We start from the raw sequence: 25725 nt of genomic DNA on the forward strand, positions 1-25725 counted from the left end.
AGAGTATGAAAGAGATCCGTAGATACAAAACGCGATCGAAAGGAGAAAACATGAATCATCTTCAGTGGACAAAAAAAGATACAATTAAAACAGTAAAATGCCTTCATACAGATGCAAAGAAATACATGGTTAAAAATAGACTAACTCCAGGAAAACTGTATGATGTAAAAAATGAAACAGAAGAATTTTATTTCCTTGTTGATGACAAAGGGAAGGTATCTGGTTTTTATAAAGACTATTTTGAAGAATAATAAACAAATATAGTGGAAAGAATTTTCTGCTCTTTTATAACAAAACATAAGAACAGCTAGTATTTACAGGGATTTTTTGTTAAGATAATGGGCAGGGAAGAAACCGGTAATTTTGGAAAAACGGCCTTCTCCATACATAAATATAAGCGTTTGGTCCATTATAGGGGGAGTACAGGTGTTTAATGAGAGAGTTGCGTTGAAGATCAGGCTGGAACAGCTGGCTAATTCAGAAGTAAGAATTATCCAGGAGTTTCAAAAAGAAAGAGAAGCTATTTTTCGAAGATTAAAAGAGCTGGATACAATCGAAGCGGGAAAGACGGAGAGCTCTAAGGAAATCGTGGCCCTAACGAAGATTGGCGGTTTGCCTAAAGAAAGAAAGCGAAGAGGACGACGCAGTGAAAATCTTGAGGAGTTACGTGAGTTAGCCGTCACGATATTAAAAAAGCAAAATACGCCAATTCGCGGAGTTGAGCTTCAGCGCCAGATTGAAGGCGAAACCGGCAAAAAAATCGCTAACATGACAACATTCATGGTTGGCCTTGAGCGCGAGAATCACCGGGTTCGTAAATTGGGAAGAGGATTGTATATATACGAGTATGAAGACTGATTGCTGAGGCAGTCAGTTTTTTTATGTGTTACTTATTTTACGTTTAATTGATGAAAATGTATGATAAGAGAATAACGTAATGGATAGTAGAGAGGGAGATGGACTTGTTTATTCATGAGTGGCCGCCTGCTGTAAAGCAGAAGATAGAGGAAAGAAAAGAAAGATTTGAACACACAGAAGAAACTTGGTTGATTGGGAACGCAGGATATGAGCCAGAGGATGAAGCGGTCTTGTTTGATGCTGTATTAGCTCTTTCTTTAGGTAAAAATGTGCTGCTGAAAGGGCCGACTGGTTCAGGGAAAACAAAATTAGCAGAGACATTATCGTCTATCTTTTCCCAGCCGATGCATAGCATTAACTGTTCGGTAGATTTGGATGCGGAAGCGATGATTGGCTATAAGACGATTGCTGAACGAGAAGGGAAGAATACGATTGAGTTTGTGCCGGGTCCGGTTGTAAAAGCGATGAAGCAAGGGCATCTGCTTTATATCGATGAAATCAATATGGCTAAGCCGGAAACTCTGCCGCTTCTCAATGGAGTGCTGGATTACCGGCGCATGATTACAAATCCTTTCACTGGAGAAGTGATTATCGCTGAACCGTCTTTTGGAGTGATTGCGGCGATCAATGAAGGTTATGTCGGAACGGTTCCTCTAAATGAAGCATTGAAAAATCGTTTTATCGTCATTGATGTCCCCTATATTGGCGGCGAAACGTTAATTCGCGTATTGGAAGCAGAAAGCCAGCTAAAGGATGGAAAGCTGATCCGCCGTTTTGCCGACTTATCACAAGATTTAATTACTCAAGTGAAAAATGGGCAAATTTCCGAAGAAGCCGCTTCAATACGGGCGTTAATTGATACGTGTGATTTGGCTTTATATATGCCGCCCCTTAGAGCGATTCAACGGGGAATCATTGATAAGCTTGAGGATGAACGTGAACAAGCAGCAGTAAAAAACATTGCTGAAACATTTTTTGAATGAGGAGATTCCATGAAACGTTTTATTCAATTTAATGATGAAACAATCGATTCCTTTTTGTTCATGCAATTAACCGACTTAGCTAAAACGTTAACGAGAGAACCGGAAGCAGAGATTGAATACAGTCCCTATTCTTATATGAACAAACAGGAGAAAAAAATTTATATCAGCCACTTTTGGAATCATCGGCCTGAGAAGGATAAGTGGCATGGATATAAGTCGGATCTCTTTTTGCGTGCTCTTGGCAGCTGGCAGCATACAGACGAACAGGTTATAAAAGAATTTGTTCAGCGCGTTCAGCATTCCCCGGTCGCTTCATTTGCCAAACAGCTTGTTGTGCTGGCAGAAGATATGCGTTTGGAGGAAATATGTAAGAAAGAACGTCCTGGTACGAAACAAGCTTTCACGGCTAGAAGAAGAATGTACCGACAGTATTTTAATGCGCAATTAAACGTCAACCTTGTAAAAAGTCTTTTTACCGACGCTTTATTCAATTTGCACTATTTACTGATGCATGCAGAATCACCGATACAGCCGCCGCTGATGAATGAGAGTATTGATGCAGCCATGCCTTTTATTCAAAGATCGATTATGAACTTCTATGATGCTCGTTCAACGGCTGAAGTGATAAAAGTCAGTCAAGGCATCGTGGAGGTGCTAGAGGAAGTAGTCGAACGGGATATATTGAACCACTATTTCCATCTGCCGGAGTTTTCTGCAGAACAAGGGTTTACAGGTGACACTTATCATGATTTAAAGAGGAAAGATCCGCTTGCGAACGACGATCAGCTGGAGGAAGAAAAAACGGGCGAGGAAGAAATTATAGATGAAGAGTTTCGGACATGGCATCGTGAAACGAGTGAACTCGGAAGCAGCTTTTTGCAATTTGACTTAGACCAGGGATCGAAAACCAACCTTTTAGGGGAGGGGGGAAGAGAAGGAGAAGCAGGGGATCAGGCCCTTGCGATGGTGCAGGGATCTGCCCAGCAAACGAGCCGTAAAGACTTTTCTAACCTGCCGGCAGAACAAGCGCAGAAAGAAGCAAAGAGCAAGGGAGAAGCTGCTTTTGGGAAAGAAAACCGCTTTGCCGTACCAGTTTTTAAGAAAGCAGAAGTGCCGACGCGAAAAGATATCGATCACTATAAACTGCAAAAGACACAAATTGCTCCGCTTCAAAAAAAGCTGAAAAATATGATTGAAAAAACATTAGAACATAAAAAAATCCAGCCGCGCAGTGATCTTCATAGAGGAAGGCTAAATAAAAAGCTGCTTCGTTTTTTCACAGAAGATCAGCCCCGGTTGTTTTATAAAAAACAAGAGCCATCAACTGAAATTGATGCAACGTTCACGCTGCTTGTTGACTGCTCTGCTTCCATGGAAGATAAAATGGAACAAACAAAACGAGGAATCATCCTCTTTCATGAATCCTTAAAATCTGTGAAGGTTCCCCACGAGGTCATTGGTTTTTGGGAAGATACAAATGAAGCAACGGATCAGCTGCAGCCTAATTATTTTCATACTGTCATTGATTATTATTCATCTTTGCAGCCTGTAAGCGGTCCTGAAGTCTTACAGCTGAAACCAGAGGAGGATAACCGTGATGGATTCGCTATTCGTGTGGTAAAGGAAAGAATCATCAAGCGAAGTGAAAAGCAAAAATTTCTTTTGATTTTTTCCGATGGAGAACCTGCAGCCTATAGTTATGATCGTAACGGCATTATTGATACACATGAAGCGGTCCTTGAAGCTCGAAAGCTAGGGATTGAAGTGATTAACCTTTTTCTTGCCGATGGAGAAATAGGGGAGGCGGAAAAGCAAACTGTACAAAATATATATGGAAAGTACAGCATCTTTGTCACAGATGTGCATGATTTGCCAAACGTAGTCTTCCCGTTATTGAAAAAACTATTATACAAAAGTGTTTAAAAGGAGGTAACTCAAAGTTACCTCCTTTTTTTATTTTTATAGAATAATTCATACGTAATATTTAAAGAGATAATTATAAAATATTATTTTAGAAAAACAGTGAAAAATAAAAGGCTGGATGATTTGTATAATGTTTGTATAGGGTATTAGAAAACGGATCAGGCAAAGCTGCTATATAGGAAAGTTGGAAGTTTTCTTTTTTGCATAACAAAAACCCGCATGGTGTCATGCGGGTTAATTTTTTGACGGGAGGTTGCTTTTTAAATTTAGAGCAGCGTAAAAACTATTTTAAGTTTAACAATTTTTGCTTCAGTTCATTCTCCATCGAGGACAGTTCTTGCTCCGCTTGTCTGCGTTTAGCGCGGCCTTCCTGCTGGATGCGCAATGTTTCTTCTAGTGTAGAAATTAAATTGGCCTGTGTCTTCTTTAAGGTATCAATGTCCACCAGCCCGCGCTCGTTTTCTTTTGCCGTTTCAATGGTGTTTGTTTTTAGCATTTCCGCATTTTTTAGCAATAGATCATTCGTTGTTTGAGAGACTTGCTTTTGCGACTCCATCGCTTTTCTTTGTCGAACGAGTGTAAGAGCAATGGCTACTTGATTCTTCCATAAAGGAATCGCTGTTAAGATGGAAGATTGGATTTTTTCGGCTAATGCCTGGTTCATGTTTTGGATTAGACGAATTTGTGGAGCGCTTTGAATCGTAATCTGCCGGCTTAGTTTTAAATCATGCAGTCTTTTTTCAAGACGATCGGCAAATTGCATCATATCGTTTACATCTTGAAAGTCCATTTGATCACCGGACTGTTCAGCTTTCCGGCGCAGGGCAGGGATTGTTTCCTGCTCCAGCTCCTCAAGTTTTAACTCACCGGCGGCGATAAAAATATTTAAGGCTTGGAAATATTCTTTGTTCTTCTCATATAATTGCTCAAGCATTTGAATATCTTCCAAAAGAATTTTTTTAGAGTGATCCAATTTTACGCTAATCCGGTCAATTTGAGTACCGACTTTTTGGTATTTCGACATGATTTCTTGAATAGAACCAGATACTTTATTAAACAAGCGGCTGAACATATTCTTTTTCTCGGGGCTTAATTCATCCGGATTGACTTCCTGCAGCTTTTTCATTAAATCGCTTAAAATATCACCAATCGTTCCGATGTCTTTTTGCTGTACGTGGTCAAGCATAGAGTGAGAAAAGCCCGAAAGCTTCGCCTGAGCGGCTGTACCATAGCTGATAACCGCCTGATGATTGGCCGGATCGATTTGTTTGGCTAGTTCCTGAGCTTTCAGCCGATGTTCTTCAGGAAGGACATCGATTAGTTTTTTTGGCGCCGCCTGTTCTTGAAAAGAAGGTGCAGGGCTTTGCTCCATTAAGCTTTCGCCAAACGGGGAGGAAAGCAAGTCATCAAGTCCGGCTGGATCCTCTTTTAATAAAGAAGGGCGTTTATCGTTTTCTGTTGTCATAATGGTTTTTATCTCCTTTCTCGAAGACCTCTGGCAGTCTGCGCTTATCCAATGACTGCTTGGCCACATCAAGTTCAAATGTTAAATGTTCAATGTCTTTTGCCAATACTTTATGCAAATCTTTTTCTAATGTTTTCGTTAAATCACTCAAGGTTTCTTTCGTTTCTAGCAAGGACTGTTTAACGGATGCATCTTTTAGTTTTTGCGAATTTAACCAAGCGTACTTCTCTGCAAGCTCTACGACAGAGTCGAGGTGAGAGTAAAAAAAGGATTCTGCTTCATAAAAACGTTTCGGCTCTTTTTTGACGATGGAGAAAATTCTGCGCACGAGGCGGTTTAGTTCGATCATTTGCTTTAAAGAACTAATGCTGCGTATACGGACAAACACACTTTTTAGCCGGCTTAGCTTTTGCTTCGCTTCTTTCATATTTGTAAGAATAAAATTGTATTCTTTTCTTGTTAGTCCGTATTTTTTATATAAACGCGCGTCTGCATACTTTCCTAACCCGAAATAAATACCAGCTCCAATCACAACAGCTAGAACAACTGCTAGCAAGGGGGAAAGCCCGAGCTGATTTATAAGGAGCAGCGAGCAAATGATCACTGCGGGAATGGTGACCAATGCGCGAAGGATAAAAAGCAATGGATTTTTCATCGTATTCACTCCAGTTATGATTTTCCCTTTAATACGCATGATCTGTCAAAAAGTTTCAGGATTCTATAAATTTTATCAAAAATATCATGGTTTTAGCTGTACCCTTACTATTAAAAAAAAGAGCTGAAAAGTCAATTAAAAAGTAAAAAAACGAAACAGACCGAGGAAAGGTCTGTTTCGTTTTTTTTATTTTCCTTCACTTGGTGTCTTGGAAGGATAGAGCTTTTTGCTTAACCACGTTTGTCCGATTAGGAACAGGCCGCTCACTCCCCAGTACAGTGGAAGGGCTGCCGGAGCGGAAAAGGAAAATACAAGAATCATAACAGGTGAAAGCATGCCGACAATTTTCATTTGCTGCTGCTGCTGTTCCGGCATGTTCATGAGTGATACCCGGAATTGGATAAAGTACATAATGCCGGCGATGATCGCCATTCCGATATCTGGGTGGCCGAGTTTGAACCAGAGAAAGCCGGCATGACGAATATCATCTGATGTTCGGATCGCATAATATAAGCCCATCCAGATTGGCATTTGCAAGAAAATCGGCAGACAGCCCATAGCGAACGGATTAATATTATGCTGTTGATAAAGAGCCATCATTTCCTGTTGGATTTTCCGCTGCTCTTCTGGATTTTTGGCTGCTTTTAACCGTTTTTGGATTTTATCCATTTCCGGTTTGACAACCTCCATCTTCTCTTTCATAGCTTGCTGTTTCTTCATTGTGTTCAGCATTAATGGCATTAAGATCAAGCGGACAGCAAGCGTAATAACAATAATAGCAAAACCATAGCTTCCGAGAAGCTCACCCAGCGAGTGAATCAATTCAACAAAAGGCCGGACGAGATAATCATGAAAGAAGTGTCCTTCCTCTTGGGCGGCCTGGCATCCGCTTAGAAAAAGGCTGGCGCCAAGCAACGAAGATAACAATATGGATGTTTTTTTCAATGGATAGTTCCCCCTATAAGCCATTCAGTGGCAATGAAACTGTTTCTATATAAAAACTAAAATGAGTATACCTTAAATTGCCTATCAGTTCAAATGATGTATATAGGGAGAAGGCTATTATTTTTAATCGCAGGGAATTGATTTTAAGTCAACTTTTTAATGTAAATAGTTGACTTAAAAAGTGCTTATCTTTTATCCTTAAAGAGGATGAAGATAAAAGAGGGGGAGAGAGCAATGACAAAGTGGCATCAATTAGCAGAGCAAGTGTTGGAGGGGAAAGAGTTAACAGATGAACAGGCGCTGGCCGTCTTGAATAGCCCGGATGAGGAGCTTCTCGATCTATTACAGGCTGCTTATAAAGTGAGAAGCCATTATTATGGCAATAAAGTGAAATTAAATATGATCATTAATACGAAATCGGGATTGTGTCCGGAAAACTGTGGTTATTGTTCCCAATCTATTCGTTCAACGGCGCCGATTGAAAAGTACAAAATGATGGACAAAGAATCTATCTTAGAAGGGGCCAAACGTGCGTATGAATTACAAGCTGGCACCTATTGCATCGTCGCAAGCGGACGCGGTCCAAGTAATAAAGAGGTAGAGCGTGTAACCGAAGCGGTAAAGGAAATTAAAGAGAAATATCAGTTGAAAGTATGTGCTTGCCTAGGACTATTAAAACCAGAACAAGCCGCTAAGCTGAAAGAAGCAGGGGTGGATCGCTATAATCACAACCTTAATACATCAGCTGGCCATCATGAACAAATTACAACAACTCATACATACGATGACAGGGTACAAACGGTGAACACAGTAAAGGAATCCGGTATTTCTCCTTGTTCGGGTGTCATTATTGGCATGAAGGAGCAAAAAGAGGATGTTGTATCCATGGCACGCAGCCTTCGTGCGCTTGATGCGGACTCGATTCCGGTGAACTTTTTACATGCGATTGATGGTACGCCGCTTGAAGGGACAGATGAGTTAAATCCTCGTTACTGTTTGAAAGTGTTGTGTCTGTTTCGTTTTATTAATCCGACAAAAGAAATCCGGATATCAGGCGGCCGGGAAGTAAATTTAGGATCACTCCAGCCACTGGGGCTTTATCCTGCGAACTCTATTTTTGTCGGAGATTACTTAACGACTGCTGGACAGGAAACAACAGCTGATCATAAAATGATTGAAGAAATGGGCTTTGAAGTAGAGTTTGCGTCTGCCCAAGAGGAACAGCCAGTTATATAAGATAAAACATCTCTGCTCGTATTGCTAAGCTATTCAGGACCAGGCAGTAACGTGTAATGATCGTAATCCAACCGGCTATAAGCATCTAGTATACTTTGAAAAACGTTTGGAAAGTCCGTCCAAGCGTTTTTCGCCGTGCATCTAGCTTTTTATTTAATTTAATAAAGAATGAGAAAGGGGTAGGCCTTCTGCTTCACATCTGATTCGATAGAACGTTGTCACGAATGGATGAGTGTCCGGATCAAATTTCAAGTGTATTAACCTTCTTTTACCTAGTCTTTTGTCAATCATCGCTAAAGCTTGTATCACGACATTATCAGAACGGATCGCTTCTCCAATTGAAAAATGAGGATACTGAACGAATGCATCGTACACATGTTCAACGTTAAAAATATTTCGCTGCTCTAAAATAAATATGGAATAATCCATGTCATGCACGTTACCGGTGAATTCCGGAAAACATTCATACAAGCAGTCGGGAAACGGTTTGTTTGTTTTTTGTCTTATTTCTTTCCAAAGCTTGTCGTGCTCCATTAAAAACTGGGCCGACGAAGCCTGGAATACTTCTTTTTGATCGAATGTGATCCAAATCCGCCTTTGTTCTCCAAGAACAGCATTATAACTCGTTGTATAGATGTTTAAGCGCTTTTTAAGCTTTTCGCATAGTAGATGTTCGAGTAATGCTTTTGTTTTTGTCCAACGCATATGATTTTTTACTCCTGTTATCTATTCATTTTGATCAGGCATTTCTGAGAATGCTTCTACATAACTGAATTTCCTGCCAGAAGAAAGTTGTTTTACTTTTCCATCCAGCGTAGAACCGTCGTTTCATTTAATGTTACTATTATATATAAATACACGATAACGATATAGCGGGGGAAAGGATGAATCTATGAGAAACGGTTGTCTGTTTATTGCGCAATTAGCTTTTTTGTGGCTGATTTACCAGCTGGGCCAGCTCCTCTCAGAATCTTTTCATCTGCCGGTACCTGGCAATGTGTTAGGGATGATCATTTTATTTCTATTATTATCTTTTAACATCGTAAAAATAAATTGGGTGGAAAAAGGGGCTTTATTTTTGAATAAGCATCTCGCTTTTTTCTTCGTGCCGATTGCTGTCGGGCTCATGACGTATACCTCTCTTTTAAAAGAAAGCGGCTTAGCTCTTGCTGTTATCTTATTTGGCAGCTCTATCATCGGGATGGCGCTCACAGGAGGAGTGTCTCAATTTTTATCAGCTAGACAAATTCAGAAAGAAAAAGGAGAGGATGCCGGTGAGCGTCGTCACTCTATTTAGTATTGTCTTAACTCTCGGAATTTACATGCTTGCCCGCGTCCTTGCCGTCCGTTTTCCATCACCGCTTACAACGCCTGTATTTTTAAGCACCGCCGCCATTATTTTTGTCTTAGTCGGCAGTGGGATCTCTTATGAAGAATATACGCCCGCAAAAGAGATTATGACATATTTGCTTGGACCTGCCACAGTAGCACTTGCTGTTCCGCTTTATCGTAACCGGGATGTATTATGGCAAAAGGCTGTGCCTGCTTTTTTGGGGATGATAGCGGGAACTGTGGCCACTATCGCTTCCGCTGTCTGGCTGACGAAGGCGTTTCATTTAACGACAACGACGGCTGCTTCTGCCGCCGTGAAGTCCGTTACAACACCTGTAGCGGTTGAAGTAGCTCGTATAATCGGCGGAGATCCAGCGCTCTCGGCTATCTTTGTAATGGTAGCGGGAATGTTTGGAGCGATGTTTGGGCCTTGGCTGTTAACGGCAATGAAAGTGACAGACCCTTTTTCACGCGGGTTGTCAATGGGTACGGCAGCTCATGGAATCGGAACAGCTCAAATCGTAAATGAAGGGAGTCTGCAAGGGGCTGTATCTGGCGCGGCTATGGGGTTTGCAGCTATTCTTACATCGGCTATCCTGCCATGGTTTTTTCCACTATTAAAGTAAAAAGACGCCGTTTTTAACCCGGCGTCTTTTCGGTGAAGAATTATCCAATTAGAATACGTTCCTTCGGGAAGTTATAGCTGTCCTTAATTTCTTTTCCGCGAACAATAAAGAGCAAGGAGAAGACTCCAATTCTTCCGATGAACATTAACGTCATGAGCAATATCTTGGCGGAGGTGCTTAAATCACTTGTAATGCCAAGCGACGAACCGGTCGTTCCGAAAGCGGATGAGACCTCAAAGATGATTTTCACCGTGGGTAATGCCGGTTCTAAAAATGAAAGGAAAATAATTGAACCACCCCAAATGAAGAAGCCTGTTGTGATGACGACGAAGGCGCGCTGCACGTCAACGGGGTGAACCTCTCTGTTGAAAATTTTAATCGTATTCTTTCCGCGCGCGTAAAAATAAACACTTAAGATGGCAATCGCAAAAGTCGTTGTCCTTAACCCGCCTCCCACACTGCTTGGCGAAGCCCCGATAAACATCAGGGTGGAGATAAGCAGCAAGGTAGCAGTTGAAAATTCATTTAAATCGACAGACGTTAACCCGGCACTGCGGGCGGCGATAGACTGAAAGGCAGAGTAGAAGAAAGATTCGTGCCATGTCTTATTTACGAAAAAGTGGTGGCGATCAAGTAAAAAGATAAGCACTGTCCCGACTACGGCCAAGATGGCATACACAGTCGTTGTCAATTTTGTAAATAAGGAAAACTGAAATCTAACCGGTCCTCTGTAAGTTAAATAATCTTTAATTTCCACTAACACAGGAAAACCGATTGCCCCAAGCACAATCAAGATCATGTTAATAAATTGGACAAAGTAATCATTAGCAAAAACGATTAATGAGTTTCCGGTAATATCAAATCCACCGTTTGTTGTGGCGCTGATGGAAGCAAACACGCCATGTAAAAAAGCTTCTTGGACGGTTGGATAATATTGAAGAAAGTACGTGCTCAAAATAAGGGCGCCGACCGCCTCAATTCCAAGAATTAATAAAAATATTTCAATCATCAGCCTAACAAGCCCCGCTAAATCTGTTCGGTTCTGATCGGCCATGATCAGTTGGCGTTCACGCATCCCAATCCGCTTTCCAAATAAAATCCAGATGATTGAACTCAATGTCATGATGCCTACGCCGCCCACCTGTAAAATACACAAAATAAAAAAATAGCCGACTGTATTGAATGTATCGACAATAGAAACAGGGGATAATCCTGTCACACTTAGCGCGCTGACCGCAACGAATGCAGCGTCTATAACAGAAATATCGTTTCCGGGCTTATGAGCGATAGGCAGCAGCAATAAGCCGGTGGAAAACAATGCACCGGTGAAATACAGCATGACGATTAATTGAAAAGTGGATAACTTTAGTGCTTTTATTTTCCCAGGATCTTTCATAACATCTACCTCTCAATTTTCCCGATATAATCTCTATCCGGTTCTAGCTTCATGAAAACATATTCCCTATTATAGTAGAAAAGGACGCTAAATTAAAATCCTTTCGTGAAAAGAAAAAACTTCTTCTAAAATATAAATAATTATCGGGGAAATGATTTATTTTTCGACAAAAAATGAAACTAATGAAAAAAAAAAACGTATAAATAGACAGTCATAGAAAAGGAGGAAAGAGATGAAGAAAATTTGGAAACGGATAAAGTTCGTTTTTACGTTTAGACGGTCGATCCCATTCTTAAAAGATTTCTTTTTAAGCCGGGAAGTAGCGGCCTTTAGCAAGGTTCTTTCCATCGGGCTAATCATCGGTTATTTTTTATTGCCGCTTGACTTAATCCCCGATTTCATTGCTGTCTTCGGCTTGATAGATGATCTGGCCATTTTCACGTTTGTTTTGCAGCAGATCGTTAACATGGCACCTGATTCACTAAAAGAGAAACATAAAATGATTTGAAAATAGCCCTATAGCTAAGATACAGCTATAGGGCTATTGATTAGGAAATGGTTGAAAACACAGTTTGTAATCTTCTTGCTGCTTTCAGCAATTCTTCTTCGGGCTGAACGAGTGCGATGCGTACGTATCCTTCTCCGGAAGCGCCGAACGCTGCTCCAGGCACCATCACAACCCCGGCTTTTTCAATGCAATAAAAGGCAAACTCTTTAGAAGTCCAGCCCGCCGGAATTTCAGCCCAAATAAACATGCCGCCTGATGGGCGATCCACATTCCAGCCGATCTGGCTCAATTCATTGACTAGCACGTCCCGGCGCCGCTGGAACACGTTTCGAACATGCTGGCTGATCTCTTCCGCATGATCAAATGCTGCAATAGCTGCCGCTTGAATCGGCGCGAACACCCCATAGTCAAGGTTAGACTTTAATTGGGTAATAGCGGCGATGATCTCCTTGTTTCCAGCGATATAAGCAATACGAGCACCGGCAAGACTAAAGCTTTTAGAAAGTGAATTAATTTCGATGCCAACCTCTTTTGCCCCAGGAACGGCCAAAAAGCTGAGTGGCTTCTTATCATCAAAATAAAATTCCGAGTAAGCCGCATCGTGAAGGATAACAATCTCATGCTGCTTCGCAAAAGCAATGGCCTCTTTAAAAAACGCTTCATCTGCTTCACCAGCAACTGGATTACCGGGATAATTTAAAATCATGAGCTTCGCTTTGCTGGCAATTTCGTCTGGAATCGCTGTTAAGTCAGGAAGAAACCGATTTTCTTTCAGTAACGGCATATAAAAAGGTTCTGCTCCTGCTACCGCTAGGCCGGTTTCATAAGCGGTGTATCCAGGGTCCGTGACAAGGACAATATCGCCGGGATCAGCGAACACGAGCGGTAAATGAACAAGACCTTCCTGAGAGCCCATAGCATGAACAAGTTCTAACTGTGGATCTAACGAGACACCATATACACGATCGTAATAGCGGGCTGCCGCTTCATAAAAAGCTTTTGTGCCTGACAAAGTGTACCCGTATTGGGAAGGCTCCGCCGCATAAGCAGAGAGCTGTTGGCGGATGACATCAGCCGGAGGAAGATCCGGACTGCCTAAACTTAAATCGATGAGCTCTTTTCCTTCTGCTTCTTGCTTTAATTTGAACGCTTTTAACTCACTAAAAATGGATGGACCGAATTTGTCCATCCGTTTTGCAAAATAAAACCCCAAGATGAACTCCCCCCTGTAGTATGAATCAATCTTTAGTTATTATTGTAGCATACAGAATTACAGATTAATTTTAAATTTTTCCACAACAGCAGATAACAGCTTAGCTGATAGAGCTGGGCTTGCTTGCCAGTTTCCTTTCTCCAGAAAGCGGGAATAGTCCTCTAGGCAAGAGAGGGAGGAAAGTCATGGACAAAAAATTAACGAAGAAGCGGCTTCTTATCATCATTCTTTTAAGTGTTTATCTCATTACTATGCTGTTTCATGTGTACAAGCCGCTTCCAGAACATATATCTTATGAAAGTCCAGTTTATCAAGTCGGAGCAGATCAGGTAGACTTTTACTATAATGTGTCTGGGAAAGTAGGCAAGGAGAAAGTTTTTACTGAACAAATATTTAAAAGAACACAAGAGATTATTAATGAAGCAGATCAATTTATCGTGTTAGATTTTTTTCTCTTTAATTCCTATCACGAGAAAAATAAAGAGTTCCCTAACATAACCGAAAAGATCACAGAAGCTCTTATAAAGAAAAAACAGGCTAATCCACATATGGACATCATTCTTATTTCTGATGAGGTCAATACGTCCTATAATTCTCACAAGAACCCCGAATTCGAAGAAATGAAGAAGAATGGCATCAAAGTAATTGTAACGGACACTAAGCCGCTGCGTGATTCCACGCCGATCTATAGTGCGGTCTGGCGCATGTTTTTTCAGTGGTTTGGAGATAAAGGAAAGGGCTGGCTGCCAAATGGGCTTGTGGAAACGGCTCCGGATATGACAGTGCGTTCTTATTTAAAGCTGTTCAATATAAAAGCGAATCACCGAAAAACGATTGCCACAGAGAAAACAACACTTGTTACGTCAAGTAATCCTCATGATGAGAGCGCTTATTTTGCCAACACGGCTTTCGAAGTGAAGGGCGCATTAATGAACGATTTGCTCGTCTCGGAAAAAGCGGCTGCTGATACACGCCGGAACATTCCTTTTCCACAGCCGGTCAATCAGAAGACAGGAAAAGGAGACATGAACGTTCAATTATTAACAGAAGGGAAAATTGCTAAAGCGGTAAAGCAGGAAATAATAAAGGCTGAAAAAGGGGAAGAAATCTGGCTGGCGATGTTTTACTTAGCTGACCGTGATATGGTGGATGCCTTGACGGACGCGGCGAACCGAGGAGTCAAGGTGAACATGATTTTAGATACAAACAAAAACTCATTCGGCAAGAAGAAAACAGGATTGCCCAATATTCCGATGAGTGAAGAGTTACTGGAGGATTCACATGGCAAGATTAATATCCGCTGGTTTGCGCCAGAACCCGAACAATTCCATACGAAAATGATTTATATAAAGAAAAAGAGCAGCGGTACGATTATTAGCGGTTCGGCTAACTACACATCAAGGAATTTAAATAATTTTAATTTAGAAACAGATGTAAAAATAACGGGTCCTCGTTCAGCGAAGGCTATAGAAGAAACAGAGCATTATTTTGAGCGGTTATGGCAGAACGAAGGAGCAGAATATACGACGAACTATGAAGAGCATTATGAAAAAACAGCAGGAATCAAAAGAGTGATTTATACTATCCAAAAACTCTTGCATTTAACGACTTTTTAAAAAGCATGCCGATCGCATGCTTTTTTTCTTGAAAAAATTGTTAAAATATTTTTTTTTGAAAACAACCATGATAATAAGAGACTTTATTAACAGGGAGGAATATAACATGACAGTTATCAGCGATTTGAAAAAAACAATGGCAGGGTTAAAAAGCGCACAGGCAAGTCTAGAAGGATTTGCTTTAGCGACTCAGAACCAACAGGCTAAGCAGTTGTTTCAAACAGCAGCTCAACAAACACAGGCGGTCGTTGATGCGCTTCAGCCGCGTGTAACGGAAGTAGAAAACGAAGAACCGCAATACAAAAACATTTAATAAATAACAAATTGTGCAAAATTCACAAACAGAATAGAGATATTGGAGGTGAAAGTGTGGAAAAACAACGAACATGGGTTTTTGAAAACAAACCGGTTATTATATCTACTGGAGTAGTCGGAGGCCCATTTGAAAGCAACGGACAGCTAGCTGATGATTTCGATGTTTTGCATGATGATCTGTGGATAGGACAAGAAACCTATGAAAAAGCCCATAGAAAGCTGATGGAAGAGGCCACTATGCGAGCTGTTGAAAAGGCAAGGTTAAAAAAGCAGGACATTGAATATTTCTTCGCTGGGGATTTAATTAATCAAATTACTCCGACAAGCTTTACCGCCCGAACGCTTGCAGTACCGTATCTCGGGTTGTTTGGTGCTTGTTCTACTTCAATGGAAGGGCTGGCGCTTAGTTCGCTTTTAATTGACAGTAAGAAGGCGAATTTCGTTTTAACCGGCGCATCCAGCCACAATGCTGCTGTTGAAAAGCAATTCCGATATCCGACTGAATATGGAGGACAAAAACCGCCAACGGCTCAATGGACGGTCACGGGTGCCGGGGCAGCGATTGTAGCTCAACAAGGCGAAGGCCCCTATATTTTGTCTGCGACGATCGGAAGAGTGATTGACATGGGGCTGACGGATCCGTTTAATATGGGGGGAGCGATGGCGCCAGCTGCGGTTGATACGATTATTGATCATTTAATTTCCTTAAATCTTGATCCTTCCTATTATGATTTAATTGTCACAGGTGATCTCGGGTCGATTGGCCGAAATATTGCACTTGAGCTTTTAAAGAAAAGGGGTATCGGAATAAGCGATAGTCAGTTTCAAGACTGCGGTTTGATGATTTATAAAGACAGTCAGCCAGTTTTTGCAGGGGCGAGCGGCGCCGGCTGTTCAGCTGTTGTAGGATACGGCCATTTATTAAACCGTCTTAAAAAAGGAGAATTGAAAAGAATCTTGCTAGTGGCGACCGGAGCCTTATTATCCCCGCTTTCCTTTCAGCAGCAGGAATCTATTCCTTGTATCGCTCATGCTGTGGCGATTGAATCTAATCAGTAAAGGGAGAGAGCTATGACCGTTGCATCAGATGTCAAAACATGTACAGCTGGATTAAAGCAGGCAGAGGCTGTTTTCTCTAGGCTTGCTTTACTATCAAGCGACCCGGAAGCGAAGCGGCTATTTCACGAAAGTATGCTGACGATGCAGGAAATTATCGAACGAATGAACAATAGAATTTTCGAGCTGGAAAATGAAGAACCACAATATAGAGGGTCTTAGTCAGAGGTGATCAAGTGACTCAGTGGCTAGAAGTAACGATTCGGTCTGTATCCTTTTTGACTATTTTATTTATCATTACGAAAGTCATCGGCAAACGGCAAATTGCTCAATTATCTTTTTTTGAATATATCGCCGGCATTACGATCGGCAGTATTGTCGCTGAAGCTTCTTTAGCGAGGGAACGTTCCATCGCGGATGCTCTGATAGCCATTGCAGTCTGGGGATTTATCCCTTGGTTAGCCGACTACATTGCGATGAAGAGCAAGTCGGCTCGGAGGACAATAGAAGGACAAAGCACCGTATTTATTAAAGATGGGAAAATTCTTGAGGACAATTTAAAGAAAGAGAAGTATACGACGGATGAATTGCTTGCGCTATTGCGAAAAAAAGGTATTTTTTTCCTTGCTGATGTGGAATATGCCGTTTTAGAACAAGATGGCAGCTTAAATGCTCTTTTGAAAAAAGATAAACGCCCATTAACTAGAAGCGATTTGCAAATGCTGCCGATAAACGAGAAAGAGCCTTACACGATTATCATGGACGGTCGTTTGTTGGTAGACTCTCTTTCTAAGAGCGGGAAAACAAAAGAATGGTTAAATGGAGAATTAGAGGCAGCAGGAGTCACGATAGAAAATGTGTTTTTAGGGCAAGTCAACTCCTATGGGGAACTGTACCTTGACCTATTTAATGATCAGCTTCAGCCGCCTTTTCCCCAGGAACGTCTTTACTATTGGCAAATTTAAAAAAGTTTGCAGCGGATATGGAAGCTTTTGCTTTAGCGACAGACTGCAAAAAAACGAAAAAAATGTATGAACAAAACGCAACAGACATTCGGAAATTGATTCAACAGACGCAGCCTTATTTATCGAATTAAAGGTTATTTTTAGAGCCTGTAATTCGATTTTTGTTGTTTCATTGTGTGCAAAATTCAAAAAATGAATAATTATTGGTTCTTAAAGCATAAGTCTGCTAAAATAAAGGCAATCCAGTAATAAAAGTAAATGAGAAGGCAAAGGAGTGAAGAGTTTGCCAAGAGGTGAAGGGAAGTTCCTAATTAAGCAAAGAGCCTTTTTAAAGCTTTTTATGATTCGATTTGTAGAAGAAAATAAGCTATATGGAATGCAGGCAATGGACGAATTGAAAATGACGTTTAAGCAGTTCGGCTATGAACCAAACCATTCAGAGATTTACAGATCTCTTCATGAACTGATTGATGACGGTATTTTAAAAAGACAAAAGAAATTGCAAGAAGGTGCAAAATATAAAGAAGTCGTCATTTATCAATTTGCTGACTATGAAAAAGCAAAGCTCTATAAAAAACAAGTAAAAACAGATCTTGACCGCAGCATGGGGTTGTTAAGGAAAGCATTGGAGGACGTTTATTAACAATCAAGAGCAGCAGAGAGAAAAGAGGGATACCATGGGATTATTTGATGGGTTAATCGGGAATGCGACAGAAGCGGATATTGAGAAAGTTGAAAAAACACTTGAGAAAATTCTCTTTGATGGTGAACAGATTGAAAAGGCTTTTCAAATTTTAAGAGACTTGATTGTATTTAGCAATAGACGCTTAATTATGATTGACAAACAGGGTGTGACAGGAAAGAGAATTGAATATCATTCTATCCCTTATCGCAGCATTACTCATTTCAGCGTACAGACGGCTGGCACCTTTGATTTGGAAGCAGAGCTGCTCATTTGGATAGCCGGCACAGAAAATCCAATCGCTAAGCAGTTTAGAAAAGATGACAGCATATTTGATGTACAAAAAACGCTTGCTGCTTATGTATTGTAAATCACGGATATATAAGTAAAGAAAAGGGGGAACTTCTTTGGAAAGCTCCCCAGCCTATTTTTCGTTTCCTATTTATGTGATGTGTATAGCTGCGTAGCAAATACTTGTTTTTATGAATAGGAAAAGAAGTGTAGATTTTCATTGTCAAAATATATTGAGGTGCCTAGTTAATGAGAGAGACGGACAAGAAGCAGACGGCCACTAGCAGCCATAACCGCCATAGCCGCCAACAAAGCAAGCACCGATGATAATTAAGAGAATGAACAATACAACAATCAAAGCAAACGTACTACCATATCCGTATCCTCCATAGCATCCATAGCCCATATTATTTTCACCTCCTAATCAAAGGAACAATATATCATATGAAAAGTTTCAAAGAAGGGTTAGGTAAATGTACCAGGGGAAAAGCCCAATAAACGGGATTTTCTTTGAAACATCATCGTTCCCTTATCTTCATGTGAAGAAAGGACTGCCAGGCGCGTATTCCTGGCAAGAGCCATTATATTTTAGAGAGAAATTCTCAAATCATTCAAACGTTTTAAAATCCAAAAGGTCCTGGGGGACAACAAGGGTTAACTGGCATTCCACACATCATGTGCTGCTCACAGCACTCATTTACAACAGATTCAGTATGCGGAAAATAATGCTCATGGTTAATCATGTGCTTGTTAACAGTAGTAGTATGAGAAGGATGAATGTGTGGCACGACCGTATTGATTACATTAGTTTTGACAAATTGTTGTGTTGGTGACACCAACGGCGGATCATACTGAGCAGGAAATGCTTGTGGCGGACAAAGATGCGGAGGGCATGCTCCGTAGCCACCCCAACGTCTATTAAACATTTCAGCGACCTCCTTTTGTTATAGTGTATGACACTAATAGTGTATGGCAATCGAACAGTTACGTACGGGTTGTATACCCATTTATTTCAAAAAAGATAGATATAAGAGCTTGTAGGCAAAGTCTACTTTATACGTGACCAGACTTATTTAAAAACGTTCGCTTTTGAGACGCGAAACTTGGCGAGGAGCGGAATGACCATAAGGGCCATGAGTACCTCAGGCAGGAGAACAACGGAGAAAGCGAGCCTTTGTCAACAGCCTGATAAGTCTCTGCGGTTAAATAAAAGCGAAAAAGAGGACAGCTTGCTGTCCTCTCTTCGTTCTAGTCTCTAAATGAAACCTAAGTTTATGGTTAATTTTTATGATGTTTTTTATGGTGCTTTTTATGATGATGTGGCTTATGGTGCATAGCATAAGGCATCATCGGTGGCTGTGTAATAAGCACAGCCTGCTGTTGAGTGACATGCGGATATTCCATGTAATGATGATAATGATGATGATGGTGGTGGTGATAGCTTTCCATTCCACCCATCGGCATCATTTGAGTGTATTCAGGATACATCATAGGCATTGTCATAGGCATTGTCATAGGCATAGTCATAGGCATAGGTTCGTTGCAATGAGGCATGCAATCTCTCATATCAGGAACCGCATATGGATCTTGCCACATGCTATACTCTTGTTCTATGTGTTCATCTTGTCTTGCATTTTGATCTTGCCACATATTTTGATCTTGATTCATATCTGCCACCCACTCTTTCTTTTTTTAAACCTCAGCTTTTACATACTGCTAGCGTCTTTTATGAAGAAAAAACCTAATAATATCCACCATATCCGCCATATCCGCCATATCCACCGTATCCGAATCCGCCATATCCTCCAAATCCATACGGATTAAACAGTGCACTGCCTAATAATCCACCCGCTAAGCCTCCTAAAAATGGACCTCCAAACCCGCCAAACCCGCCATAAAACGGTCTGCCAAATCCTCCATAAAACGGCCTTCCGAACCCGCCGAAAAACGGTCTGCCAAATCCTCCGTAAAACGGCCTTCTAAACCCACCGTAGAAAGGTCTGAATCGCTGATCTGTGTTCATTTTTCCACCTTCTTTCTTAAAAACTACTATCAATTGCATGCTATGTTTATGACTTAGAAAAGGAGCTTGTTTTTTAGCGGAATGGGTGATGGCCCATCATCTTTCTAAAAACCAAGGTGTACAAGAAAGCTTTTTAGAGAGGGATGATTTCAGGTTTCTTTCACTTTTCATGAGAGGAAAGAGGTGCCAAAAAAGCAAGATTCTTTCATAAATTTCAAAAAAATCTTGTTTTTTAACTTTTATTATGGATATAATTAACAACGTAGATTTAATGTGTTTATCAGCCGCGCGTTCATGAACTGGTCAGCTTTCACATTAACTTCCAAGAGGCAGGAGCATAACGATGCTTTTTGAAGGGAGGTGAGACCAGATGACGATCAACTTAATATTTGTCATTATCACCATTAAAAGACGCAAAAAAAGTGTGGAAGATTATTTTCATGACGAGCGTGTTGAACAAATGTATGAACAAATGAAAATGAAACAACAAGAAAATGCGAGAAACCTGTTTTAAAAAAATGACGAATCGGAAGGAGAATGCATGATGATTTTCTTATTGCCAGCCCAAGTTAAATTATTGAATTCACTATTTGTTTTGAAGGACTCTGCCTAGCAAAGCTGACCAGAAATAAAGCAGCGCACTAATCGCTGATTCGCCCCCGCTCTGTAATTTTTTGCGGGGGTTTTTGTTATGATCAGTACATACTACTTTGTGAATAGGAATGATACAAATGCCAAATACAGCACAGCAAGCAAGCATGCACAAGACAACAGCCTATAGTATCTTGTTTGCCATTAGCGCGGGACACTTTATTAATGACTCTATCCAATCCGTTGTGCCCGCCATGTTTCCCATTATTAAAAGTTCTCTCCATTTGTCTTATGCACAGCTTGGATGGATTGCCTTCGTGCTGAATATGACATCTTCTGTCATGCAGCCGGTGTTTGGGGCAGCAGCAGATCGGAAGCCACAGCCGTATTTGCTGCCGATCGGAATGCTGTTATCTATGTTAGGGGTAATTGTTTTTGGGCTGTCACCTAACTTCTACTTTTTACTATTCGCTGTTTTATTTATTGGTTTAGGCTCCGCTGTCTTTCATCCGGAAGGTTCAAGGGTTGCGTTTATGGCAGCCGGAAGCAAGCGGGGGCTCGCCCAGTCTATCTATCAAATGGGAGGGAATGGCGGGCAATCCCTGGCCCCGATCTTTACAGCCTTCATCTTCGTGCCGCTTGGCCAAAAAGGCGCATTGCTATTTGCAGTCATTACAGCAGGTGGAGCGATCTTATTGACAAAGGTTTCTGTCTGGTATAAACGAATGCTAGCTTTTCAATTGGCAAGAAAGAATAGAAAGGGTACGGTCAGTCAAAACAAATTATCTTCCTCTGTAAAGTGGGCAATGATCCTGTTGGTCTTTTTTGTTTTTGCCCGTTCTTGGTATGCAGCGGCTATTACAAACTTTTATCAATTTTATTTAATTCAAGATTACGGTCTATCTGTTAAGCAAGCCCAGTTATACGTATTCGTCTATTTAGCTGCTGGTGTGGCTGGAACGTTTTTCGGCGGTCCGCTTGCTGATCGGTTTGGCCGCAAGAACCTGCTCGTTTTTTCGATGTTGGGAGCGGCACCGCTTGCCGTTATTCTTCCGTATGTACCTCTTGTTGCCGTTTTGCCACTCTTTTTATTAATTGGTTTTATCTTGCTGTCAAGTTTTAGTGTAGCGGTTGTATACGCACAGGAGCTAATCCCAAACAAAATCGGGATGGCTTCCGGCTTAATCGTTGGGTTGGCTTTTGGCATGGGAGCCATTGGTGCGGTTGTTTTTGGGGTTTTGGCAGATAGCTTTAGTATTAAATTTGTGATGATTCTTTCAAGTTTGCTTCCTGTTCTCGGCATCAGTGCTCTTTGGCTTCCAGGAGACAAGAAGCTGCAAAAAATGCAGGGAAAATAGGAATGAGCGTGTAGACAGCCTGTATTTTAATATCATTAGCCTAATTTTAAGGACCGCTTTATAGATTGCTTGTTACATAGCAGCTATAAGGCGGCTTTTTATTTGTAATTATATAGAGACAAATCAAACCGGAAAAACTTTTATCTTCATAGACTCATAGTGTTGCTTGTAGAAAGAAGGTGATAGAGCAGAATTTTTTACATAGTGCAAACAAGTCATAGAATGTAAAAAACTGTTGAATGGTGGGGTATTTTTATAAATGAATTCTGAATATTCAATTGACATTAACTTTACTATAGATTAGTATGTAAATTAGATTCATAATAGCGGATGAATATTGTGGGAGAGACTAAATGAAATAATTTAGCACCGAAGGAGCAAAACCAAAAAGTTGGGTACTAATCTCTCAGGTAAAAGGACTACAATAGGACGCATCTCTGGAGAGAGCCATAGGCCACCAAAGGAGTTAAACTCTCAGGTACAAAGGACAGAGAAAAATGGGGTTATTTCCTATTTTTCTCTGTCCTTTTTTATTGGGGAAAGATGGAAATAGGAAAGGAGAAAAGAGGAGGGATAAGCACGTAACGATCCTTATGAGAAAGGGATGGGGATGACTCTATTTCCAGATTGATTGAACACCCAAGAATAAATAATACTGCCCTGAAAAAGAGTTAGCAGCCTTGAATGCAATGATGATAGAACTTGGCGCCATTACCGGAACAGGAACATGTTTATTGACAAAAGTTACCACTGAAGAGTGCACGTGTCCTGTTACATAATTTATTTTTAAAATGTAAGCGCTTTTTTCTTTCGAATTAACGAATTATATATTAAACTTTTATTGGGATATTAATTTATAAATATCGAATTTAGTGTCGAAATATTTTAAATCAATAAAAAATAGTATATCCCATAAAATGGAAAGAGGGAAAACGTATGCAGGAACAAACTTTGGCCAGAGGCCTGAAAAACCGGCACGTACAACTCATCGCTATTGGTGGGGCAATCGGAACAGGATTATTTCTTGGTGCAGGGAAATCTATTCATCTAGCAGGACCATCGATCTTATTTGCTTATATGATTACGGGCGCCATTTGCTTTTTAATCATGCGCGCACTTGGGGAATTACTTTTAAGTAATTTGAATTACCATTCTTTTGTTGACTTCGTAAGAGACTATTTAGGGAATATGGCAGCATTTATGACTGGCTGGACCTATTGGTTCTGTTGGATTTCTATTGCAATGGCTGACCTGACAGCCGTTGGTCTTTACACTCAATATTGGTTCCCTTCTGTGCCTCAGTGGATGCCGGGATTAATTGCGCTCGTCATTTTACTATTTATGAACCTTGCAACTGTAAAGCTATTTGGTGAAATGGAATTTTGGTTTGCTTTAATTAAAGTCATTGCTATTTTAACTTTAATTGTCGTTGGTATTGTGATGATTATTAAAGGCTTTTCTACACCTTCAGGAGCAGCTAGCTTTACGAATTTATGGAGCCACGGCGGCCTGTTCCCGAATGGAATAAATGGTTTTATTCTTTCATTCCAAATGGTAGTGTTTGCATTCGTTGGTATCGAGCTTGTAGGTCTTACAGCAGGTGAAACAGAAGATCCGGAGAGAGTTATTCCAAAAGCGATTAACAATATTCCTATTCGGATTATCATTTTCTATATTGGTGCTCTTATCGTCATTATGAGCGTTTATCCTTGGAACGACATCGTCCCAACGGAAAGCCCATTCGTGCAAGTATTCGTAGCAGTTGGTATCGCTGCAGCTGCTGGTATTGTCAATTTTGTCGTTCTAACGTCCGCGGCTTCAGCATGTAACAGCGCCATCTTTAGTACAAGCCGGATGGTATATTCATTGGCAAAAGATAAAAATGCACCTGTACCATTAGCCAAACTGGATGCTCGTAAAGTACCTTCTAATGCCTTGTTCTTTTCGACTGTGATCATCTTGGTTTCTGTTGTATTGAACTATGTTATGCCGGAAGGAGTGTTTACACTCATTACAAGTGTTTCTACCGTATGTTTCATCTTTATTTGGGGAATCACCATTATTAGTCATTTGAAGTACCGCAAAACAAGACCAGACTTAGTGAAAGCGAACAAGTTTAAAATGCCGCTTTATCCATTTGCTAATTACTTGATCCTTGCTTTCTTGGCGTTTGTCCTTGTTGTACTTGCACTTGCGGAAGACACTCGTGTTGCTTTATTTATCACTCCTGTGTGGTTTATCTTACTAATTGCCATCTATAAAATGAGAAAAATGGATGCAAACCATGCAGATCCAGTAAACCAAGAAAATATCGTAGAAAATTAAAAAGCAACTGACGAAACTTACCAAAAAGGAAGGCTCTGCAAATATAGAAGGAGCCTCTTAGGTAAAAGAGCAGACCAGGATAGAGAATGCTACGCTGCCCTGGTCTGTTCTTTTTTATTTTAAGGATCTGTTATAAATAGATACGGTTGCAGAAGAAGTGAATGTAATCGTCCAGAAGGTGCAAAGTAACTTGAACCAATTTTCAGATCGAACTATTGAAGGGGATGAAGTGATGAAAGGGGCTCATCAAAAAGTAAAAACATATACATTATAAATAAACTAAAAAAGCAGGCTCATGAAGATCTATTCTTCAATGAATCTGCTTTTTCTAGCTATGTAAAATTTCTTAAGACTGCCATAATGACAATGCCGAAAATGACCGTAATTAAAAGGCTTTTCTTCCAAAGAGCGATCAATAGAGTAGGGATTAAGGCAAGCAAAACCTGCCAGTTAATGGTTGGCAGTGTTCCATTTCCGTTATCGATCACACTCCCCGCAACCAAAGCCGTTAAAATACAGACGGGGATGAAAGAGAGCCATTTCATCACAGCCTCCGGCAGCTGTACATTCCGGACAATGAGAAAAGGAGCAACACGGGGAATCCACGTAACGATCGAACAGCCAGCTAAGATAAGAAGAATGGTTACATTTACACTCATTTTGATGTCACCACCCCGATAGTTGCTACGATGACGGTAGAAAAGATAACCGCTAGATCAACTGAAACGAAAGCAGAAAAGATATACATAGCCGTAACCATTAAGAAAATAAGCAGTAAATAGTGCTTCAACTTTGAGGCTTTAATGCTTTCAAGCTGCAGAACCAATAGAGCGATAAACATAGCAGTTAAAGCAAAATCCAGCCCGAATTTTTCTGGATCGGCTACCCATTTGCCAAGCAGAGCACCGACAACACATGAAGCAATCCATGTCGTATAAGCGGCTAAATTCAATCCATTCATCCAGCGGTCATTTATCGGTTGACGATTAAAAATTCTTCCAGCCGCAACGCCAAATGATTCATCGGTAACGAGTGTGGCAATCCCTGCATTTTTTAGCATGGAATATTTAGAAAAATGCGGAGCTAATGTAGCGCTTAACAAAAAATGCCGCAAGTTGACGATGAACGTAGTAAATATAATGGCTGATGCTGGGCTGCCGGCCGCTAACATGCCGCAAATAATAAATTGAGCGGCACCGGCATAAACAAAAATCGACATAAATGCAATTTCCACAACGGATAACCCAGAAGCAACGCCGATCATACCGGCAGCAAATCCGATGCTTATGTACCCTAAAAGTGTAGGGACGCAGTCCTTTACTCCATCTTTAAATGATAATCTTTCTCCTTCTATTGCTTCCAT

The 25725-nt window shown here is 40.7% G+C and carries 29 protein-coding genes, 1 pseudogene and 2 riboswitches; of the genes and pseudogenes, 18 read left to right on the top strand and 12 right to left on the bottom strand.

All coding sequences use genetic code 11. The features are described from left to right. Positions 1-50 precede the first annotated feature (50 nt). From AC623_RS08130 to AC623_RS08145, 4 genes are all read left to right on the top strand, one after another. Complete coding sequence (locus AC623_RS08130) at positions 51-251, top strand: DUF6501 family protein (RefSeq protein WP_049661985.1); 201 nt, start codon at positions 51-53, stop codon at positions 249-251. Between the two features lie 175 nt (positions 252-426). After that, complete coding sequence (locus tag AC623_RS08135; protein WP_053104098.1) at positions 427-858, top strand: Rok-like winged helix domain-containing protein; 432 nt, start codon at positions 427-429, stop codon at positions 856-858. A gap of 143 nt (positions 859-1001) precedes the next feature. Then, the gene (locus AC623_RS08140; protein WP_442853563.1) at positions 1002-1841 is read left to right on the top strand and encodes an ATP-binding protein; all 840 of its coding nucleotides are present in this window, start codon (positions 1002-1004) and stop codon (positions 1839-1841) included. Between the two features lie 9 nt (positions 1842-1850). After that, positions 1851-3764, top strand: coding sequence for a vWA domain-containing protein (locus tag AC623_RS08145; protein ID WP_049661987.1), 1914 nt, complete (start codon positions 1851-1853; stop codon positions 3762-3764). Positions 3765-4047: 283 nt separating this feature from the next. Here AC623_RS08145 and AC623_RS08150 read toward each other — a convergent pair whose 3' ends face one another. The 3 genes from AC623_RS08150 to yidC all read right to left on the bottom strand — a co-directional run bounded on the left by AC623_RS08150 (position 4048) and on the right by yidC (position 6829). After that, positions 4048-5229: a toxic anion resistance protein gene (locus tag AC623_RS08150; RefSeq protein WP_049661988.1), complete on the bottom strand. Its 1182-nt coding sequence runs from the start codon at positions 5227-5229 to the stop codon at positions 4048-4050. After that, the gene (locus tag AC623_RS08155) at positions 5210-5884 is read right to left on the bottom strand and encodes a 5-bromo-4-chloroindolyl phosphate hydrolysis family protein (protein ID WP_049661989.1); all 675 of its coding nucleotides are present in this window, start codon (positions 5882-5884) and stop codon (positions 5210-5212) included. Before AC623_RS08155 ends, AC623_RS08150 begins: the two co-directional genes overlap by 20 nt. A gap of 186 nt (positions 5885-6070) precedes the next feature. After that, positions 6071-6829, bottom strand: coding sequence for a membrane protein insertase YidC (yidC, locus tag AC623_RS08160; RefSeq protein WP_049661990.1), 759 nt, complete (start codon positions 6827-6829; stop codon positions 6071-6073). Positions 6830-7063: 234 nt separating this feature from the next. Between yidC and bioB the strand changes: the two genes are divergently transcribed. After that, the gene (gene bioB, locus AC623_RS08165) at positions 7064-8065 is read left to right on the top strand and encodes a biotin synthase BioB (RefSeq protein ID WP_049661991.1); all 1002 of its coding nucleotides are present in this window, start codon (positions 7064-7066) and stop codon (positions 8063-8065) included. A gap of 153 nt (positions 8066-8218) precedes the next feature. Here the strand turns inward: bioB and AC623_RS08170 are convergent, their stop codons facing one another. Beyond that, positions 8219-8770 carry an SF0329 family protein gene (locus AC623_RS08170; protein ID WP_049661992.1) on the bottom strand — a complete coding sequence of 184 codons (552 nt, stop codon included), beginning with the start codon at positions 8768-8770 and terminating at the stop codon, positions 8219-8221. Positions 8771-8957: 187 nt separating this feature from the next. On the opposite strand from AC623_RS08170, the gene AC623_RS08175 reads away from it, so the two are divergent. Both AC623_RS08175 and AC623_RS08180 read left to right on the top strand, forming a co-directional pair. Then, the gene (locus AC623_RS08175; RefSeq protein WP_049661993.1) at positions 8958-9362 is read left to right on the top strand and encodes a CidA/LrgA family protein; all 405 of its coding nucleotides are present in this window, start codon (positions 8958-8960) and stop codon (positions 9360-9362) included. Continuing rightward, positions 9334-10023: an LrgB family protein gene (locus AC623_RS08180; RefSeq protein WP_049661994.1), complete on the top strand. Its 690-nt coding sequence runs from the start codon at positions 9334-9336 to the stop codon at positions 10021-10023. Before AC623_RS08175 ends, AC623_RS08180 begins: the two co-directional genes overlap by 29 nt. 40 nt (positions 10024-10063) lie before the next feature. Here the strand turns inward: AC623_RS08180 and AC623_RS08185 are convergent, their stop codons facing one another. Further along, positions 10064-11419 (bottom strand): TrkH family potassium uptake protein, encoded by a 1356-nt coding sequence (locus AC623_RS08185; RefSeq protein ID WP_049661995.1) that lies wholly within the window; start codon positions 11417-11419, stop codon positions 10064-10066. A gap of 232 nt (positions 11420-11651) precedes the next feature. On the opposite strand from AC623_RS08185, the gene AC623_RS08190 reads away from it, so the two are divergent. Further along, positions 11652-11927 (top strand): YkvA family protein, encoded by a 276-nt coding sequence (locus AC623_RS08190; protein WP_049661996.1) that lies wholly within the window; start codon positions 11652-11654, stop codon positions 11925-11927. A gap of 40 nt (positions 11928-11967) precedes the next feature. On the opposite strand, the gene AC623_RS08195 is transcribed toward AC623_RS08190, so the two are convergent. Further along, positions 11968-13140 carry an LL-diaminopimelate aminotransferase gene (locus tag AC623_RS08195; protein ID WP_049661997.1) on the bottom strand — a complete coding sequence of 391 codons (1173 nt, stop codon included), beginning with the start codon at positions 13138-13140 and terminating at the stop codon, positions 11968-11970. A 185-nt stretch (positions 13141-13325) separates the two neighbouring features. Here AC623_RS08195 and AC623_RS08200 point away from each other — a divergent pair, with 185 nt between their 5' ends. The 7 genes and pseudogenes from AC623_RS08200 (at position 13326) to AC623_RS08230 (ending at position 18144) form a co-directional block, all read left to right on the top strand. Further along, positions 13326-14756 carry a phospholipase D family protein gene (locus AC623_RS08200; protein ID WP_049661998.1) on the top strand — a complete coding sequence of 477 codons (1431 nt, stop codon included), beginning with the start codon at positions 13326-13328 and terminating at the stop codon, positions 14754-14756. A gap of 106 nt (positions 14757-14862) precedes the next feature. Next, complete coding sequence (locus AC623_RS08205; RefSeq protein WP_049661999.1) at positions 14863-15069, top strand: DUF1657 domain-containing protein; 207 nt, start codon at positions 14863-14865, stop codon at positions 15067-15069. A gap of 56 nt (positions 15070-15125) precedes the next feature. Next, positions 15126-16130 (top strand): stage V sporulation protein AD, encoded by a 1005-nt coding sequence (gene spoVAD / locus AC623_RS08210; RefSeq protein WP_049662000.1) that lies wholly within the window; start codon positions 15126-15128, stop codon positions 16128-16130. 12 nt (positions 16131-16142) lie between these two features. Then, positions 16143-16349, top strand: coding sequence for a DUF1657 domain-containing protein (locus tag AC623_RS08215; RefSeq protein ID WP_049662001.1), 207 nt, complete (start codon positions 16143-16145; stop codon positions 16347-16349). A gap of 14 nt (positions 16350-16363) precedes the next feature. Beyond that, positions 16364-17223, top strand: a pseudogene (locus AC623_RS08220) (DUF421 domain-containing protein). A 152-nt stretch (positions 17224-17375) separates the two neighbouring features. After that, entirely contained in the window at positions 17376-17735 is a 360-nt protein-coding gene (locus AC623_RS08225; protein WP_049662002.1) for a helix-turn-helix transcriptional regulator, read from the top strand. Between the two features lie 34 nt (positions 17736-17769). Continuing rightward, entirely contained in the window at positions 17770-18144 is a 375-nt protein-coding gene (locus AC623_RS08230) for a PH domain-containing protein (protein ID WP_049662003.1), read from the top strand. Positions 18145-18345: 201 nt separating this feature from the next. Here the strand turns inward: AC623_RS08230 and AC623_RS20990 are convergent, their stop codons facing one another. The 4 genes from AC623_RS20990 to AC623_RS22265 form a co-directional block, all read right to left on the bottom strand. Further along, complete coding sequence (locus AC623_RS20990; RefSeq protein ID WP_077247438.1) at positions 18346-18471, bottom strand: YjcZ family sporulation protein; 126 nt, start codon at positions 18469-18471, stop codon at positions 18346-18348. A gap of 214 nt (positions 18472-18685) precedes the next feature. Continuing rightward, a complete protein-coding gene (locus AC623_RS08235) occupies positions 18686-18991 on the bottom strand; it encodes a CotD family spore coat protein (RefSeq protein ID WP_077247439.1) in 306 nt (101 codons plus the stop codon). Positions 18992-19343: 352 nt separating this feature from the next. Continuing rightward, positions 19344-19733, bottom strand: a complete 390-nt coding sequence (locus tag AC623_RS08240) for a hypothetical protein (RefSeq protein ID WP_049662004.1) — start codon at positions 19731-19733, stop codon at positions 19344-19346. 73 nt (positions 19734-19806) lie between these two features. Next, entirely contained in the window at positions 19807-20088 is a 282-nt protein-coding gene (locus tag AC623_RS22265; protein WP_049662005.1) for a hypothetical protein, read from the bottom strand. A gap of 370 nt (positions 20089-20458) precedes the next feature. On the opposite strand from AC623_RS22265, the gene AC623_RS20995 reads away from it, so the two are divergent. The 3 genes from AC623_RS20995 to AC623_RS08255 all read left to right on the top strand — a co-directional run bounded on the left by AC623_RS20995 (position 20459) and on the right by AC623_RS08255 (position 24362). Then, positions 20459-20602 (top strand): YrzI family small protein, encoded by a 144-nt coding sequence (locus tag AC623_RS20995; RefSeq protein ID WP_077247440.1) that lies wholly within the window; start codon positions 20459-20461, stop codon positions 20600-20602. A 217-nt stretch (positions 20603-20819) separates the two neighbouring features. Next, entirely contained in the window at positions 20820-22037 is a 1218-nt protein-coding gene (locus AC623_RS08250; RefSeq protein ID WP_049662006.1) for an MFS transporter, read from the top strand. A gap of 330 nt (positions 22038-22367) precedes the next feature. Then, positions 22368-22469, top strand: a riboswitch (glycine riboswitch). Between the two features lie 2 nt (positions 22470-22471). Next, positions 22472-22531: riboswitch (glycine riboswitch) on the top strand. A 442-nt stretch (positions 22532-22973) separates the two neighbouring features. After that, on the top strand, positions 22974-24362 hold the full coding sequence (locus AC623_RS08255) for an amino acid permease (RefSeq protein ID WP_049662007.1): 1389 nt from the start codon (positions 22974-22976) through the stop codon (positions 24360-24362). 332 nt (positions 24363-24694) lie between these two features. Here AC623_RS08255 and AC623_RS08260 read toward each other — a convergent pair whose 3' ends face one another. Both AC623_RS08260 and AC623_RS08265 read right to left on the bottom strand, forming a co-directional pair. Continuing rightward, positions 24695-25021, bottom strand: coding sequence for an AzlD domain-containing protein (locus AC623_RS08260; RefSeq protein WP_049662008.1), 327 nt, complete (start codon positions 25019-25021; stop codon positions 24695-24697). Continuing rightward, complete coding sequence (locus tag AC623_RS08265) at positions 25018-25725, bottom strand: AzlC family ABC transporter permease (protein ID WP_049662009.1); 708 nt, start codon at positions 25723-25725, stop codon at positions 25018-25020. Before AC623_RS08265 ends, AC623_RS08260 begins: the two co-directional genes overlap by 4 nt.

Source organism: Bacillus sp. FJAT-27231 (assembly GCF_001183975.1).
Taxonomy (GTDB): Bacteria; Bacillota; Bacilli; order Bacillales; family Domibacillaceae; genus Pseudobacillus; species Pseudobacillus wudalianchiensis.